Origin of the sequence: Pseudomonas sp. BIGb0278 (assembly GCF_024809895.1) — a bacterium.
Classification (GTDB): Bacteria; Pseudomonadota; Gammaproteobacteria; order Pseudomonadales; family Pseudomonadaceae; genus Aquipseudomonas; species Aquipseudomonas shirazensis.
The window spans coordinates 14,282-30,588 of record NZ_JANUEL010000003.1; the positions used below are offsets into that span (position 1 = coordinate 14,282).

A 16,307-nucleotide genomic window follows, 5' to 3' on the forward strand; every position below is an offset into this window, starting at 1 on the left:
AGTCAAATGCGGCGGCCTTTTCGTTTCAACGGCGACGAGGCTGGCGTTTGCGCTGCTCTTCGTCGGTGGGGATCGGCACCGGTTGCAGCGGTGGCGGTATCAGACCCAAGGCGACAGCCAGGTCATGGAGCCAGTTGAACAGTGGTGTTTTCATAGTGCCCCCTTCACGGGTCAGCCTCACGGCAAATCGATCATTCGATGTTTCATACAGATCATAGTCCTATGTCCTGCATTACGCATGCGTCTAATCCTATACATAAGGCCGATTTTGACAGGGATCAAGCAGCGGCGGGCTGTTCCGACCGCCGGTCAACTGTTTCTCCCTGTTGCAAGCGGCGTTTGGAGGGGGTTACTGCGCCATTAACCGCCTCAACCAACCACCTTGCGCAACTGCCGACGCACCCAGGGCTCAGCGCTGACCAGCACTACTCCGGCCAAAACCATCAACGCACCAAGCACAAAATTCACGCTCAACGGCTCACCCAGCAATAGCACGCCAAAGGTCACGCCAAACAGCGGAGTAATGAAAGAGAACACCGCCAGGTTCGAAGCCAGGTACTTACGCAACAACCAGAACCAGGTCAGGTAACTGACAAACGACACTACCACGCCCTGGAAAAGCACACTGCCCATCGCCAGCGGTGTAAGCGTGACCATGCCGATCTGCCCAGTGAGCAGAGCCATCATCAGCAATCCGACAAAACCCACCATCAACTGATAGAACAAGGTCAGGGTCGCCGGCGCTTCAGACAACCGCGAGCCGCGCACGACCACAGTAGTAGCTCCCCAGGCCAAGCCAGCCAGCACACCGAAGGCATCACCCAGCAGCGTTCGCCCATCAATCTGATCCAGCTGCACGCCTCCCGCAAACGCTAACGCGATACCCGCGAACGACAGCAGGATGCCCAGCCACTGCAGCAACCTGAGGCGCTCGCTGGGCAGCATGAAGTGCAAACCCAAGGCGGTAAAAATCGGCGCGGTATAGAGGAACACCGACATATGCGCCGCCGAGGTCAGCTTGAGCCCCTCGGCAATGAACATGAATTCCAGGCCAAACAAAGCGCCCGCCAGCAACCCCGCGCGCCAAGTGCTACCCACCTGCCCCCAGCCGCCCCTCCAGCAGATCAGCAGGCCGACCAGCAGCGCAGCGATGCCAGAGCGAAACGCCGCCTGCATCACTGGCGCGATATCCGCAGCGGCCCATTTGATCATGACCTGCTGACTGCCCCAGATCAGACACAAGCCGAGCATCAATTGCAGGGCAAAGGCATCAGGGTTCTTGCGGGCCGCGCTCATAGGCGGGCCTCGGTGTGATTCGCAGGCATGGGCAAGGCTCGGCAGATAAGTGGATCAGACTGCGATTATCGGACGCCGAAGCCCGGCCCGGCCAGCCTAAATTGCACCGCCAGCGATTTGCGCCTTCGACGACACGTGATCGAAGGTCGCCTGATCCAGCGCATCGGCTTGCTCATCCAACACCTGACGCGGATGCTCGAAGCCGGGGATGCTGCTGTCGATCATGCTGAGCAGGCGCGAACCACGCTCGGTGAGCACGAAATTTTCACCGTTACCGCCCTCTTCTTCCGGGCGGCTGGCAATGTAGCCGCGATCAAGCAGCAGCTTCTCGTATTCGCAGGCGCGGGTTTTCAGCTGGTCCAAGTCACCTACCGGTTGGCCTTTGGCGGCCAGCGCGGCGGCGTGCTGTTCGGCGTAAGGGCGAGGCGTGAAGCTTTGTTCAGCGCCGTTTTGCACTTCGTGCAACAGGCGTTCGATCAAATCCCAATCGTAGTGGCTCATGGCGATGGCTCCCTGTTGTAGACGGAAAGAGGTACACAGGGTGGGACATGCGGGTGTTGGCAAGCGTTCAGAAGGCCTGACCACATGAACTTTCCAGCCGCTGGCCCCTCAACCGGATAACGCCAACAAGGAGGTCAACCCGTGAAAATCCTAAGCAGCTGTGCCATTGCCGTCGGTCTGTGCATCGCCCTGCCAAGCTGGGCCTGCACGCCGGAAGAAGCCACCGCCAAACGCGAAGAGCTGGCCAAGGTGGTCAGCCAACTGACTGAGCAAAACCCGCAAAAGGCTAAGGAAATCAACGACGAGTTGCAGGGCATGGACCTGGCGACTGAAAGCAAGGATGTGCCGGACAAGTGCCAGCTGATCGAGCATCGTCTGCAGGAGCTGAAAACTGCGGAGAAGAAAGCGGAGTGATCAGTCGCAACGCCTGCGGCTAGATCAACTGCAGCCCGCCGCTGAAGGGCGGGCGCAGATCAGGGGCCGCGAACGCGACCCCGGAGGGACTTACTCTGGCTTGGGCGCGCGTTTTTTCAGCGGAGCCATGCCATCGACACTGGCCAATGGCGCGTTAGGGCGCGGCTTGGCAGTTGGCTTGCGCTTGGCAGCAGCCTTCTTCTCGCCGGTCTTCTTGTCGACTTTTTTCTTCTTGACGCCGACGGCCTTGCCGGACGCCTTGACCTTCTTCGGCCCGTTGTAAGTGCCTTTGACTTCCTTGATCAGGCGGCGCTGGAACTGCTGCTTGAGGTAGCGCTCGATGCTCGACATCAAGTTCCAGTCGTTGTGGGTGATCAGCGAGATCGCCAGACCTTCCCCACCGGCACGGCCGGTACGGCCGATACGGTGTACGTACTCGTCACCGCTGCGCGGCATGTCGAAGTTGATCACCAGGTCGAGGCCGTCGATGTCCAGGCCACGGGCCGCTACGTCGGTTGCTACCAGCACCTTGGAGCCGCCTTGCTTGAAGCGCTCGATGGCCAGTTTGCGGTCTTTCTGGTCCTTGTCACCGTGCAACACGAACGCCTTGATGTCCTTGGCCACCAGGTGACCATAGACACGGTCGGCAGCTACGCGGGTGTTGGTGAAGATGATCGCCTTCTGGAAGGTTTCGTTGTCCAGCAGCCAGTGGATGATCTTCTCTTTGTGCTGGTCATGGTCAGCCATGATGATCTGCTGACGGGTGCCTTCAGCCAGCTGAGAGACGCTGTTGAGCATCAGGTGCTCTGGATCCTTGAGGATCTTGCCGATGATATCGCGCAGCGCGGCGCCGCCGGTGGTGGCGGAGAACAGCAGGGTCTGCTCGCGGTTCTCGCACTCTTTGCACAGACGCTCCATGTCTTCGGCAAAACCCATGTCGAGCATGCGGTCGGCTTCGTCCAGTACCAGTACCTGCACATGCGACAGGTCGAGGTTGCCGGCGTTGAGCTGCTCGAGCAGGCGCCCTGGGGTGCCGATCAGCACGTCCGGCACCTTGCGCAGCATGGCCGCTTGTTCCTTGAAGTCTTCACCGCCGGTGACCAACCCCGACTTGATGTAGGTGAACTGAGAGAACAGCTCGACCTGCTTGAGGGTCTGCTGAGCCAGCTCACGGGTCGGCAGCAGGATCAGCGCACGGATCTCGACGCGCGGGCCGCCCAGGTCAGCCAAGCGGTTGAGCATCGGCAGGACGAACGCAGCGGTCTTGCCGCTGCCGGTTTGTGCCGTTACCCGCAGGTCTCGCCCTTGCAACGCCAAGGGGATGGCCGCAGCCTGTACCGGAGTCGGCTCGACAAATTTCAGCTCGGCCACGGCTTTAAGGATGCGTTCATGCAGGGCGAATTGGGAAAACACGGGGGTAACCTCGGGCAAGTGCGTAAATTCAAGTTGCATAGGGTACCGTTTTCCGCCGCCAGAACCGAATTTCTTTTGGCAACTTTGCCCCGATCCGCGCTCTAATTGACCCTCGTTCCGCAATACAGACCGCTTTTTTAGCCTATGGACATTCAACGACTCTGGTTCAACGCCCTTGATCTCTGGGGCACTCTCGACCAACACCCGACCCTGCACGCCGCCATTGGCCTGGGTGTGCTGCTGCTGGTATCGCTGATTCTCGGCCGCCTGGCGCGGTTTCTGGTGCTGCATGCCAGCCGCCTGCTGGCCCGCCAACAAGCCCTCAGGTGGTTCGACGACCTGCGCCACAACAAGGTATTTCATCGCCTCGCGCAAACCACCCCGTCGCTGATCATTCAGTTCGGCCTGAAGCTGGTGCCGGAGCTCGGCGCCACCGCCCAGCACTTCCTGGGCAACGTCGCGCTGGCCTTCACCCTGCTGTTCATGACCTTGGCGCTGGCATGCCTGCTCGATGCCCTGCTCGACATCTATGCGCGCACCGAACACGCCCGCACCCGCTCGATCAAAGGCTACGTGCAACTGGCCAAGATGGTGCTGTGGGTATTCAGCATCATCGTCATCATTGCCACCCTGATCGACCGCTCGCCGTTATTGCTGCTATCGGGCCTGGGCGCCATGTCGGCGGTGCTGCTGTTGGTTTATAAGGACACCCTGCTGTCGTTCGTCGCCAGCGTGCAGCTGACCAGCAACGACATGCTGCATGTCGGCGACTGGATCGAAATGCCCCAGGTCGGCGCCGACGGCGACGTGGTCGACATCACCCTGCACACGGTCAAGGTGCAGAACTTCGACAAGACCATCGTCTCCATCCCCACCTGGCGCCTGATGAGCGAGTCGTTCCGCAACTACCGTGGCATGCAGCAATCCGGCGGCCGCCGGATCAAACGCAGCGTGTTCATCGACGCCGCCGGCGTACGCTTCCTCACCCTCGAAGAAGAGCAGCGCCTGGCCGGCGTACGCCTGCTGGGCGACTACCTGGCAAGCAAGCGCAAAGAGCTGCAGGACTGGAACGAAGCCCAAGGCCTGGTCGCCGACCTCTCGGCCAACCGGCGCAAGCTGACCAACATCGGCACCTTCCGCGCGTTTGCCCTGGCCTACCTGAAAGCCCACCCCGACGTGCACCCGAACATGACCTGCATGGTCCGCCAGATGCAGCCCACCGCCGAAGGCGTGCCGCTGGAAATCTACTGTTTTACCCGCACGACCGCGTGGGCCGAGTACGAGCGGATTCAGGGCGATGTGTTCGACTATCTGCTGGCGGTGCTGCCGGAGTTCGGCCTGAGTGTTTATCAGCAACCGAGTGGCAATGACATGCGGATTGGTCTGGCCGGGCGTGTGGCGCCTGAGCCGGCACCGCGGCGGTTGGAAGAGATGAGTGAGGCGTGAAATTTGCGCCAAATCGCAGGTCTGACGGTCCGTTGACCTGCCTTTCACTTAGTTTTCACGAACGACTTGGCAATCTATAGCCATCCCTACGTGATAGACCTTGGCCCGCCTAGCAGCGGGCTTTCTTTTGCCTGCGATTCTTGGTCAGGGCGTTCAATACAAGCCGCATTGACCCCGTCCTAATCTGGCGCAGGACGGCGCTGGTGGAAGACATTGATTCCGCATTTGGAGCAGAAGTAATTGCAGCCTTACACGACTGGCTGTGAAGGGTCTAAACCAGAGGGTCGAGGATGACCGCTTTCGACCCATAGCTGCCCTTCAAGGAGGGCAGAAATCGGCCAAAAGCGGACAGTCCCACTGGGACTGGGCTGGTATCCCTGAGGCTCGAAGGCATCTATGAAACTCGGGGCGATTCATTTTTAACATCCTCGTCTGCCCCCCAAAACGGGGCCGAATGGCAGCAATTGGCCGAAAGTAACCAGTCTTGAGCGTCCGCCTCTGGTCGGTAACTGTCTTCCGCGAATGGCCGCTATGGGTAGATTGCGGACATTGGATTTAATGCCGAAGCGGTCAGATTCAGTGTGTTTCGATCTCGAGACCTTCTCCTTCGCTGGACGACTGAAAGTAGTAGTTGATCAGCTCAAACTCGGCGTCGGTTGCCGCGAGTCATGCTCCCCTCTGGCTTTCGCTGACACCAGCAGAAGATCTCGAAACACTAGATGTCGCGTCTATCCAGATGCCGACTGGCGACGCTGCGGTTCGGCGCCATGAATGAACATGGTGTAGGTATCAGCCGGACGTTTGCCTCCGACCAGATCAAGCGCATGGCCAATCGCGCCCCGGTGATAGGTGCCGTGGTTGATGAGGTGGAAGAGGATTTCCTGGCGCGTCAACGCCCCATGCTGCCCATCCGAAAACACAAAACTTACAGTGCTGCAAAGCTCCTTCGGGGTAATGCGCGCCAGGTAATCGGTGGCCCACGCATCGCATGCGGTCAGGCGCTGTGTGAGGGCGTGCAGATCAGGAATGACCGCGGTATTAGTTGCAGGATGCGGCGCTTGCTCGCCCAGCAGGCGAGCTTTGAACAATTCCTCGACTATGACCATATGGTTGAGCTGTTGGCGCATGAATTCGAACGCTGGCGTGGCCTGGCCCTTTCCTTCAAAGTCTGCCAAAGCGGCCAAGGTGCGCTCATCGGCCCACACTTTATAGCGGTAGGCATCCTTCAACATTTTCCCTCCTTACGCGTCGATCCAAATTCAGCGAAAGGGTAGCAGTGGTGTGTAGGTGGCAGCTATTAACCCTTAGCCGGCCTGGGCGAACAGCCGCTTGGGGTCGAAAGCTGTCGGGCCCGACCGACCCTTTTTGGCCAGTAGTTGCCTGTTATAGGGAATCAGGCGCCAGCCACGCCGAAGCGAGGATAACGGCCGCTTTGGTCATCGTGGCTGGCGATTGCTGGCCCTGCATGCGCGATGTCACAATGCCGACCCATGCCCTGCAACGCCTTGCACGCTCAACCACGAGCGCGATTAACGGACCTTCACGATGCCCAGCCTCCGTTGCTGTTCTAACGCGCTCGACCGGCCGGAGAGAGTTCTGCTGGTTCGGCTGCGTCGACTGCTGTGTTTTGTGCTGCTCTCGGCTCAGGCTGCGTGGGCGAGCCCTGTCACTCTAGAGAATAGTGCTGCGCAAGTGATTGATGTACAACTACGTTGGAAACATCAGTTCCAGTTCGCGGGCTACTACGCCGCCATAGCACAGGGCTATTACCGCGAAGAAGGGCTGGACGTGCACTTGCACGAAGGTGGCCCCAATGTCACACCGGTCGAAGAAGTGCTCTCTGGGCGTGCCCAGTACGGCGAAGCCAATAGTGAATTGCTCTACGCACGCCTGCATGGAAAGCCCTTGGTAGCTCTGGCGGTGATTTTTCAGCACTCACCTTCTGTGCTCGTGGCTCGTACAGATCAAGGTGTTCGCACTGTGCACGACCTGATCGGCAAGCCGTTGATGCTGATGAATGCGCAGACAGATGCCGATTTTCTGGCGATGTTCCGTAGCGAAGGTATAGCCCTCGAAAAACTACATCTGATACCCAGCAGTTTTCAAATTGGGGATCTGGCCAGCGGTAAAGTGACGGCGTTCAACTCATACCTGACCAACGAGCCCTTCTACCTGCAAGAACGGGGCGTGGCATACAACATCATCTCGCCCGTTACTTACGGGATCGACTTCTACAGCGACATCCTGTTCACCAGCCAGGCCGAGATTGACGAGCATCCACAGCGCGTCGAGGCCTTCCGCCGCGCCACGCTGCGCGGCTGGCGCTACGCGATGGATAACCCAGAGCAAATCATAGACCTGCTGCTCAATCAGTATTCGGTGGAGAAAAGTCGCGCGCACTTGCAATTCGAAGCTGAGGCCATGCGTCCGCTAGTGGTATCTGACCTGATCGAGATCGGTCATATGAACCCAGGGCGCTGGCAACGTATGGCTGAGACTTTCCTCGAACTGGGCATGGTCGACAGTATTGCCGGATTGGAAAACTTCATCTACGACCCCAACCCGCCGCAACTCGTCGAGCGACTGCGCAAGACCATTGTTCTGGTCAGCATCGGCTCTGCGCTTGTCCTGATGTTCGCTCTGATTCTGTTGAATGCCCAGCGCCATCTACGCAACGAGATAAAGTTGCGCAAACTCGCCCAAGAGGAAGTACACAAGCTGGCTTTCTATGACAGCCTGACTGGCTTACCAAATCGAAATAGTTTTATTCCCTTCGCTAGTCAGAGGCTGCTCGACGCAAAGAAGCGTGGAGAGCATCTGGCCTTGTGCTATATCGACTTGAATCACTTCAAGCAGATCAATGATCGTTATGGCCACCAGGCGGGCGATGCCATGCTGATCCACGCAGCCTCGGCAATCAAATCCAATATTTGCGAGTTTGAAATAGCGGCGCGCATGGGCGGTGATGAATTTGTCGTGCTGCTCGACGGCGCGCATCACCGAAACGATATCCAGCGCGTCACCGGGGAAATCTGCGAAGCCGTCGCCTTGCCCATTCCATGGGGAAACAGCCAAATCAAGGTTAGCGCCAGCCTAGGGGTGGCGTGGTATCCGGAAGATGGTGAAGACCTCGACGATTTGATTTTCAAGGCTGACACCGCCATGTTCCAAAGCAAAGCCAGTATCGCTGCGCAGGCTTGAAGCTGCTGCAGACGCAGCCCGAGCAGGGCAGCGCGCTGTCCACGCTGATAGCATCGATCAACCGGCAGTTTCGGAAGCCGAGTAGACAAGCTGGATAATCACTCAGGATTGCTCTCGTAGCGCAGCCAGCCTGCCACTCGCGAGCCCCCATCTAAGCGGTCTTTAGGGTGAGTGCGGCCATCACTGACAGTCACCTCAGGGAAATCAAACGGGCTCATGCCTTCAATACAGGCCACATTGACCCCGTACTGATCAGGCGCAGAACGGCGCTGATGGAAGGTGTAGATGCCACACTTGGAGCAGAAGTAGTGCTTGGCTTCACGCGTGTGGAACTGATAAAGCGTGAGCGCCTCTTGCCCTTGGGTGACAGTGATATCGTCCAGGTTGGCTGATACCGCAACGGCACCGCGCATACGGCAGAGCGAGCAGTTGCACCGGCGCTCAGTACGCACACCATCGGTCAAGCGCACTGAAAACTGCACAGTCCCGCAATGGCAGGCGGCCTGGTACACGGGACGATCATCGTTGCTTGCATCAGCCATGGCGATTCTCCAGAGGCATCCGAGGCAAAAGTGGCACAGGTCTGACACTCCATTGACCTGCCTTTCACTTAGTTTTCACGAGCGACTTGGCAGTCTATACCCATCCCTACGTGATAGACCTTAGCCCGCCTAGCAGCGGGCTTTCTTTTGCCTGCAATTTTTCGTCAAACCAAGCGTCTCCAGCATACCCACCTCAGTTCTCAGGGTGCCGCTGGCATAAGTGTGCTGCGCCAGACACTTACACTGATTTGACAGCCACGAGAAAAACTCACCTTGGTGAGCCAGTGGCTATTGGCTTTGCTCGCCCAGAGTAGGGCTTCCAGGAAGACGCATCGGGCTGATGCCTGGCAGCTGAGCCGCCAGGCGTCATCACAACCCGATCAAACCGCCGCGTGTGGCTGAGCGGTCTTGACCCGGCGGTACAACACCAGCGTGGCACACAACGCGCAGCCAGCAGCGAAGGTTACCCAGTACGCCGGCGCAGCCTTGTCACCGGTGAGGTGGATCAGCCAGGTCGACATGGCTGGGGTGAAGCCGCCAAACAACGCCGTGGCCAGGCTGTAAGCCAGCGAGAACCCGGCCACTTTCACCTCGACCGGCATGATCTCGGTCAGCGCCGGGATCATTGCGCCGTTGTAGAGCGCATAAAGGAACGAGAACCACAGCAGCACTTCAAGCATGTGCGAGAAGCTCGCTGCCTGAGCCAGGTACGACAGCGCCGGGTAAGCGGTGAACAGCGTCAGCACGGTCATCGCTATCATCATCGGCTTGCGCCCGAAGCGGTCGCTGAGCATGCCGCCGATGGGCAACCAGAAGAAGTTCGATATGCCGACCAGCAGCGTCACCAGCAAGGCGTCGGTGGTGGTCAGGTTGAGTACGGTCTTGCCGAAGGTCGGTGCATACACGGTGATCAGGTAGAAGGCGCTGGTGGTCATTGCCACCATCAACATGCCGCCGATGACAACACCCCAGTTGCTGGCCAGTGTTGCCACCACCTGCTTCATGGTCGGACGATGGGTGCGATTGGCGAACTCTTCGGTTTCCTGCAGGCTGCGCCGCAGCAGGAAGATGAACGGGATGATCATGCAACCCACGGCAAACGGTACGCGCCAGCCCCATTCGCTGATCTGCTCAGGCGCCAACCACTGGTTCAAGCCGTAGCCCAGTGCTGCGGCAACGATGATCGCCACTTGCTGGCTGCCGGACTGCCAGCTGGTGTAGAAGCCCTTGCGCCCAGGCGTGGCCATTTCCGACAGGTAGACCGACACCCCGCCCAATTCGGCGCCAGCCGAGAAGCCCTGCAGCAGCCGTCCGAGCAAGACCAGGGCCGGTGCCCACAGGCCAATGCTGGCGTATCCGGGCACCAGCACGATCAACAGCGTACCGCTGGCCATGATCGACAGGGTCACGATCAAACCTTTGCGCCGGCCCACGTCATCGATGTAGGCACCGAGCACAATGGCGCCCAGCGGGCGCATGAGGAAGCCTGCGCCGAACACCGCAAAGGTCATCATCAGGGAAGCGAATTCACTCGCCGCAGGAAAGAATGCGGTCGCAATCTGAGTGGCGTAGAAGCCGAACAGAAAGAAGTCGAACTGCTCGAGAAAATTACCCGAGGTGACGCGGAACACGGCTGCGGCGCGGGAACGGGCAGTGCCCGCAGCGGGGGATGAAGCATGCATGACGGATCTCCAGCGATATTCTTAAAATGCTTGTTACGCTCTAAACTAGAGTATGCGGGACACATTTTGAAACAGTTAGTGTTTAATTTTCATGGATTGATGCGTCTTTGTTATCAATCGCTATATCCAGACCCTACTTCAGAGGCTGAATCTGCAGCCATTTGAACGCTACAGCTGGCATCGGACTGGTGTGTGAAATCTGACGGCGTGTTGACTTCACTTTCACTTAATTTTCACGGCAAGGGGCGCAATCTCTAGCTATCCCTACGTGTGATTGAACTTGCCCGCCTAGCAGCGGGCTTTCTTTTGCCCGCGATTTATCACCTCGCAAGCCAGTGCCCGATGCCACAGCGTCTGCCCTGCTGTACCGACATAGGCAATAGTCGTTCACGCTGCTTGCTCAGAACATGAAACATCCTTCACGGCCCGTTAACTGAACCGGGGGCTGCGCCTCAGTAATCTGGATTCTTTTGTTCCGGAGAACACTCCCATGCTTCGAACGATGTCCTGCGCGGCACTGTTGCTGGCCACCTTCACGTGCTCGGCAGCTGAAGCCGTACCTGGCGACGCGAACACCCTGACCGTACTCAGCTCCGGCGGCATCATGGGCGCCATCCGCGAAGTAGCGCCCGCTTACCAGAAAAAATTCGGGGTCAAACTGAATGTTCTGGCGGCGCCGTCGATGGGCGACACCCCGCAAGCGATCCCCAACAGGCTGGCCAAGGGTGAGGATGCTGACGTGGTCCTGATGGTCGGCTCGGCGCTGGACACGCTGGTCGCTCACGGCCAGGCAGACAAGGCCAGCCGCGTCGACCTGGGCAAATCGTTCATCGCCATGGCCGTGCGTCAAGGAGAGCCGAAGCCGAACATCAGCACGATGCAGAACCTGCGCAAGGTGCTGGTGGAGAGCAAATCGGTCGCCTATTCGGACAGCGCCAGCGGTGTTTATCTGTCCAGGACGTTGTTCCCACGTATGCAGCTGGGGTCGGAGTTCAATGCCAAAGCCCACATGATCCCGGCCGAACCGGTCGGTGCGGTGGTCGCTCGCGGGCAGGCGCAGATCGGCTTTCAGCAGCTCAGCGAACTCAAGCCGGTACCGGGCATCGACATCGTTGGCTTGATCCCGGCCGAGGCACAGAAGATGACCATGTATTCCGGCGCGATGGTCAGCAAAAGCCAGCATCAGGCAGCGGCCAAGGCACTGCTTGAATACCTCGCTTCGCCTCAGGCAGATGCGGCGATCAAGAGCAGTGGCTTGTCACCGCTGCCGCACCACGCCAGCTGATCACCGAGAAAATGACCACAAGGTTTGCGCAGCCGCGCAAGCCTTGCTCAGTCGGCAGCCAGCGCATCCAGCAGCTCCGCCCGGCACGCTTGCAGTATTTCATCTGCCAGCGCTGAGTCATCCGGGCACGCACGCGACAACATGACGGCACCCACGGCATGAGTAAACAGGCTCACGACTTTGGCGCGCGCCTGCTCGGGCGTCGCCCCTGTCCCCGCCCGGTACTTCTCTTCAAAGGCTGCCAGGGTCTTTTCGATGCCGCTGGCAAAGGTCGCCTTGACCTCATCGGACTGGCGAGCAGCATCGCCCCCCAAGGCTGCAACGGTGCAGCCGGTGTCTCTGCCATCCCGGTGGGCACGGGAGACGTAGCGATTGACGAACTCCTCCAGGCCAATAGTGCACGCACCGGCGGCAGACCTCTCCAGGCTGAGCGCTGCCGCTTCGGCCATCAGGTCGGCCTTTGAGCCAAAGTGCTTGTAGAACCCCCCTTGCGTGAACCCGGCAGTGGCCATCAGCTCGGCCACACCCACACCGTCGTAGCCGCGTTCACGAAACAGCTGCGAAGCCGTCTCGACGATATGCGCGCGATTAGCGAGTGATTGCGTCTTGGTGATCTTCATGGGGCGCCTCGGGGACTTCGTAACGATGGCCCAGCATACTCTGATGTCGACCATAATCAAAACCGTTGACAGTTTTGATTATGATCGACATCATAAAACCGCTTCCCCATCTGACTGTTCCAACTGCCACTCACCTTGAGTACTCGTCCATGAACAATGCTGAAACCGTACTGATCACCGGCGCTTCTTCTGGCATCGGCGCAACCTACGCCGAGCGCTTCGCCCAGCGCGGCCATGATCTGGTGTTGGTAGCCCGTGACAAGACCCGCCTGGATACCCTCGCCGCAACGCTGAGCCAGCAATATGCCGTGGCCATCGATGTGATTCAGGCTGACTTGACGCAAAGCAGCGACCTGGCGACCGTCGAAGCCCGCTTGCGCGATGACAGCAGCATCACCCTGCTCGTCAACAACGCCGGCGCCGCGCAATCCGGCAGCTTTATCGAGCAATCAACGGACAGCGTGGCCAACCTGGTCGCGTTGAACACCACCGCCCTGGTTCGACTGGCCAGCGCCATCGCGCCACGGCTGGCGCAGACCGGCAGCGGCGCGATCATCAATATCGGTTCTGTGGTGGGCTTGGCGCCGGAATTCGGCATGAGCGTGTACGGCGCGACCAAGGCGTTCGTGTTGTTCCTGTCACAGGGGCTGAGCCTTGAACTGGCGCCCAAGGGCGTCTATATCCAGGCGGTTCTGCCTGCAGCGACACGCACGGAAATCTGGGATCGTGCCGGTATCGACATCAATACCCTGACTGAGGTGATGGCCGTGGGCGACCTGGTCGACGCTGCGCTGGTCGGCTTCGACCGCCGCGAGCCGGTGACCATCCCGCCCCTGCAGGACGCTGCACGCTGGGATGCGCTGCAGCTTGCCCGGCAAGGCTTGCTGGCAGAGATTCGCCAGTCCGTCGTCGCCGAGCGCTATCAAGGTCAGGCTATCGCCTGACCCCGCCAACGGCTGGCGCAGCGTGATTGCTGCCCAGCCGGCTGAGCCAGACCGAGGCCAGAATGATCAAGCCACCAATCAGCAAGCGCCCAAGCGGCTCGTGCTGGTTCCAGATCAGCAGGTTGAGCAGCAAGCCCACCGGCACATGCAGGTTGTTCATCACCGCAAGCGTTGCGCCAGAAACCAGGCAGGCGCCCTTGTTCCACCAGTACAGCCCCAGCGCCGTCGGCACCACCCCCAGGAACAACAGCACCAGCCACTGCACATCGGTGCTCGGCAGGCGCTGGGCATTGCCGAACAGCAGAAACGCCGGCAGCACCACCAGCAGCGCGCCGAGGTAGAAGTAGCCGAAGCGTCTGTAGTGAGGTAAGTCGCTAGGGTTGCGGGCGATCAGGTGGCGATACAGCACCTGACCTGCGGCATAGGTGAAGTTGGCCAGTTGCAGCAGCAGGAAGCCGATGAAGAATTCGCCACTGATGCTGTCCATGCGGATCACCGCCGCACCTGCCACTGCCACCAGTGCAGCCACCAGCGCCCAAGGGTTGAAACGTCGGTTCAGGGCGTCTTCGATCAAGGTCACGTGCAACGGCGTGAGGATGGTGAACAGCAACACCTCGGGCACAGTCAGCACGCGGAAGCTCAGGTACAGGCAGACGTAGGTGACGCCGTATTGCAGGGCACCGATCAGCAGCATCGAGCGCAAAAAGCGCGGTTCGACCTGGCGCCAGCGGGTCAGCGGCAGAAACACCAGCCCGGCCAACAGCACCCGCGCCAGTACGGCGAAGTAGCTGTCGACGTTGCCGGCCAGATACTCGCCGATCAGGCTGAAGGAAAACGCCTGGATCAGCGCGACGATAATCAGGTAGCCCATGGTGCTCTCTCGCAAATCAAGGCGGCGACCTTAGCCGGTTGCGCCACCCTGGGCAACAGATCTGCAGCGGCAACATCAAGCCTCAGTGGCTCACGCCAGCGCGGCCAGCCTGGCCTTGGCCTGGTTGACGCCCTTCTCGTGAAAATCACCACTCATGTTCAGCCCTTCAGCGTGGATGAACTCCACGTCGTGAATGCCAATGAAGGCCATGGCCTGACGCAGGTACGGTTCCTGATGATCGCTGCCGGCACCGGCATGAATGCCGCCACGGGCAGTCAGAACGATGGCGCGCTTGCCTTGCAGCAAGCCCTGCGGTCCGGTCGGGGTGTACTTGAAAGTGATACCTGCGCGCAGCACATGGTCCAGCCAGGCCTTGAGGGTGCTGGGAATGGTGAAGTTGTACATTGGCGCCGCCATCACCAGCACGTCGGCGGCGAGCAGTTCGTCAGTCAGCTGGTTGGAGCGCTCGAAAGCCTCCTGCTCAGGCATGGACCGTTGCTCCGCAGGCTTCATCCAGCCGCCGAGCAGGTCGGCGTCAAGGTGCGGCAGCGGGTTGGCGGCAACGTCGCGCACATTGATCTGGTCGCCAGGATGCGCCGCTTGCCACTGCTGGATGAAGTCGCGGGTCAGCTGGCGCGACACGGAATCTTGCTGGCGGGCGCTGCTTTCGATGATCAATACGTGGGACATGCTGCCTCCATTGGCATAAACGGGGTGCGATTCAATGGAGGCGAGATTAGAGGTTGACCTATCGATAAAAAAGCGTAAAAAGTAGAGCCAATCTATCGATTTATCCGTTTTATTGCGGCTGACAGCTCAGCGCGATGCGCAGCTTGATGATCTGCCGGTTGAACTTCGCGGTCACGTCCACGCTTTTGTTTGCCGGCACCACTACGCGCCGCACGCGAGGCGCTTCCGGGCCGTTGCGAAAGCTGACCTTGCACGCCGCAGCCACTTCGCCGTAGTTGTTCACGGTAATGCTGCCGATGTCCTGATCAGTGTCATAGGCGGTGTAGTCGATCTTCACCCCGCTGATGTCCTTGGTCACATCGATCGGGTAAGCCATTGCGCTCAATGGCAGGCACAGCAAGACAGCCAGACAATATTTCTTCACAGGGCGCTCTCCTTGAAAGAGCGCAGCTTAGGACAACAGGAGCCGAAGATGAAAGCGCCGCGCGTAACCCTTGATCAGTGGCGAACCCTGCAGGCAGTGGTCGACCACGGCGGGTTTGCCCAGGCAGCCGACGCCCTGCACCGTTCGCAATCGTCGGTCAGCTATACCGTGGCGCGCATGCAGGAGCAACTCGGCGTGCCGCTGCTGCGCATCGACGGGCGCAAGGCCGTGCTGACCGAAGCCGGCAACGTGCTGCTGCGGCGCTCGCGGCACCTGGTCAAGCAGGCCAGTCAGCTGGAAGACCTGGCCCACCATATGGAACAAGGCTGGGAAGCCGAGGTGCGCCTGGTAGTCGATGCAGCGTACCCCAGCGCCCGCCTGGTGCGCGCACTGAGCGCGTTCATGCCGCAAAGCCGCGGCTGCCGCGTGCGCCTGCGCGAAGAGGTGTTGTCCGGGGTCGAAGAAGTGCTCCACGAAGGCATCGCCGACCTTGCCATCAGCAGCTTCAGCATCGGCGGTTACCTGGGCACCGAGCTGAGTTCGGTCGAGTTCATCGCCGTCGCCCACCCGGAACACAGCCTGCACCGACTGGGCCGCGAGATCACCTTTCAGGATCTGGAAAGCCAGTTGCAGGTGGTGATCCGCGACTCCGGCCGCGCTCAACCGAAAGATGTCGGCTGGCTCGGCGCCGAGCAGCGCTGGACAGTCGGTAGCCTGGGCACCGCCGCGACCTTTGTCGGCAGCGGTCTGGGCTTTGCCTGGCTGCCGCGGCACATGATCGAGCGCGAGCTGCGCGAGGGGCTGCTCAAGCCATTGCAACTGGATCAAGGTGGCAGTCGCCACCCACTGTTCTACCTTTACTCGAGCAAAGAGAAAGCCCTCGGCCCGGCCACGCAGATTCTCATCGATCTGCTGCGCAGCTTCGACACCGCGCCGCTGGATGTGCCTTTCGCCGCCCCTCCACAAGCCTGAGAAGCC

The 16,307-nt window shown here is 59.8% G+C and carries 17 protein-coding genes; 6 read left to right on the plus strand and 11 right to left on the minus strand.

Features of this window, described 5'->3' with window-relative positions; genetic code table 11:
- Window positions 1–25 precede the first annotated feature (25 nt).
- The 3 genes from M2396_RS12580 to M2396_RS12590 all read right to left on the minus strand — a co-directional run bounded on the left by M2396_RS12580 (window position 26) and on the right by M2396_RS12590 (window position 1,797).
- On the minus strand, window positions 26–154 hold the full coding sequence (locus M2396_RS12580) for a PA1414 family protein (protein WP_256585700.1): 129 nt from the start codon (window positions 152–154) through the stop codon (window positions 26–28).
- A 215-nt stretch (window positions 155–369) separates the two neighbouring features.
- Window positions 370–1,296, minus strand: coding sequence for a DMT family transporter (locus M2396_RS12585; protein WP_259075258.1), 927 nt, complete (start codon window positions 1,294–1,296; stop codon window positions 370–372).
- A gap of 96 nt (window positions 1,297–1,392) precedes the next feature.
- Window positions 1,393–1,797 carry a transcriptional regulator gene (locus tag M2396_RS12590; RefSeq protein WP_259075260.1) on the minus strand — a complete coding sequence of 135 codons (405 nt, stop codon included), beginning with the start codon at window positions 1,795–1,797 and terminating at the stop codon, window positions 1,393–1,395.
- A gap of 141 nt (window positions 1,798–1,938) precedes the next feature.
- On the opposite strand from M2396_RS12590, the gene M2396_RS12595 reads away from it, so the two are divergent.
- Window positions 1,939–2,211, plus strand: coding sequence for a hypothetical protein (locus tag M2396_RS12595; protein ID WP_101317621.1), 273 nt, complete (start codon window positions 1,939–1,941; stop codon window positions 2,209–2,211).
- A gap of 90 nt (window positions 2,212–2,301) precedes the next feature.
- On the opposite strand, the gene M2396_RS12600 is transcribed toward M2396_RS12595, so the two are convergent.
- Complete coding sequence (locus tag M2396_RS12600; protein ID WP_101317619.1) at window positions 2,302–3,663, minus strand: DEAD/DEAH box helicase; 1,362 nt, start codon at window positions 3,661–3,663, stop codon at window positions 2,302–2,304.
- Between the two features lie 105 nt (window positions 3,664–3,768).
- Between M2396_RS12600 and M2396_RS12605 the strand changes: the two genes are divergently transcribed.
- Entirely contained in the window at window positions 3,769–5,070 is a 1,302-nt protein-coding gene (locus tag M2396_RS12605) for a mechanosensitive ion channel family protein (protein WP_150572167.1), read from the plus strand.
- 728 nt (window positions 5,071–5,798) lie between these two features.
- Here M2396_RS12605 and M2396_RS12610 read toward each other — a convergent pair.
- Window positions 5,799–6,302 (minus strand): DinB family protein, encoded by a 504-nt coding sequence (locus M2396_RS12610; protein WP_259075263.1) that lies wholly within the window; start codon window positions 6,300–6,302, stop codon window positions 5,799–5,801.
- A 313-nt stretch (window positions 6,303–6,615) separates the two neighbouring features.
- Between M2396_RS12610 and M2396_RS12615 the strand changes: the two genes are divergently transcribed.
- A complete protein-coding gene (locus M2396_RS12615; RefSeq protein WP_259075265.1) occupies window positions 6,616–8,271 on the plus strand; it encodes a GGDEF domain-containing protein in 1,656 nt (551 codons plus the stop codon).
- Window positions 8,272–8,369: 98 nt separating this feature from the next.
- Here M2396_RS12615 and M2396_RS12620 read toward each other — a convergent pair whose 3' ends face one another.
- On the minus strand, window positions 8,370–8,813 hold the full coding sequence (locus M2396_RS12620) for a GFA family protein (RefSeq protein WP_259075268.1): 444 nt from the start codon (window positions 8,811–8,813) through the stop codon (window positions 8,370–8,372).
- Window positions 8,814–9,193: 380 nt separating this feature from the next.
- Window positions 9,194–10,495 carry an MFS transporter gene (locus M2396_RS12625; RefSeq protein WP_259075269.1) on the minus strand — a complete coding sequence of 434 codons (1,302 nt, stop codon included), beginning with the start codon at window positions 10,493–10,495 and terminating at the stop codon, window positions 9,194–9,196.
- Window positions 10,496–10,985: 490 nt separating this feature from the next.
- Here M2396_RS12625 and M2396_RS12630 point away from each other — a divergent pair, with 490 nt between their 5' ends.
- Window positions 10,986–11,780 carry a substrate-binding domain-containing protein gene (locus tag M2396_RS12630; protein WP_259075271.1) on the plus strand — a complete coding sequence of 265 codons (795 nt, stop codon included), beginning with the start codon at window positions 10,986–10,988 and terminating at the stop codon, window positions 11,778–11,780.
- Between the two features lie 47 nt (window positions 11,781–11,827).
- Here the strand turns inward: M2396_RS12630 and M2396_RS12635 are convergent, their stop codons facing one another.
- Window positions 11,828–12,400, minus strand: a complete 573-nt coding sequence (locus M2396_RS12635) for a TetR/AcrR family transcriptional regulator (RefSeq protein ID WP_103436518.1) — start codon at window positions 12,398–12,400, stop codon at window positions 11,828–11,830.
- Between the two features lie 149 nt (window positions 12,401–12,549).
- On the opposite strand from M2396_RS12635, the gene M2396_RS12640 reads away from it, so the two are divergent.
- Window positions 12,550–13,344, plus strand: a complete 795-nt coding sequence (locus tag M2396_RS12640) for an SDR family oxidoreductase (RefSeq protein WP_259075273.1) — start codon at window positions 12,550–12,552, stop codon at window positions 13,342–13,344.
- Here M2396_RS12640 and M2396_RS12645 read toward each other — a convergent pair.
- The 3 genes from M2396_RS12645 to M2396_RS12655 form a co-directional block, all read right to left on the minus strand.
- The gene (locus tag M2396_RS12645; RefSeq protein WP_259075275.1) at window positions 13,334–14,215 is read right to left on the minus strand and encodes a carboxylate/amino acid/amine transporter; all 882 of its coding nucleotides are present in this window, start codon (window positions 14,213–14,215) and stop codon (window positions 13,334–13,336) included. The two genes, M2396_RS12640 and M2396_RS12645, sit on opposite strands and share 11 nt — an antisense overlap.
- 90 nt (window positions 14,216–14,305) lie before the next feature.
- Window positions 14,306–14,905, minus strand: a complete 600-nt coding sequence (locus tag M2396_RS12650; RefSeq protein WP_103436514.1) for an FMN-dependent NADH-azoreductase — start codon at window positions 14,903–14,905, stop codon at window positions 14,306–14,308.
- A 109-nt stretch (window positions 14,906–15,014) separates the two neighbouring features.
- Window positions 15,015–15,329, minus strand: a complete 315-nt coding sequence (locus M2396_RS12655) for a 3-phosphoglycerate kinase (RefSeq protein ID WP_101317583.1) — start codon at window positions 15,327–15,329, stop codon at window positions 15,015–15,017.
- 48 nt (window positions 15,330–15,377) lie between these two features.
- Between M2396_RS12655 and M2396_RS12660 the strand changes: the two genes are divergently transcribed.
- Window positions 15,378–16,301 carry a LysR family transcriptional regulator gene (locus M2396_RS12660; protein WP_103436513.1) on the plus strand — a complete coding sequence of 308 codons (924 nt, stop codon included), beginning with the start codon at window positions 15,378–15,380 and terminating at the stop codon, window positions 16,299–16,301.
- The last annotated feature ends 6 nt before the right edge of the window (window positions 16,302–16,307 follow it).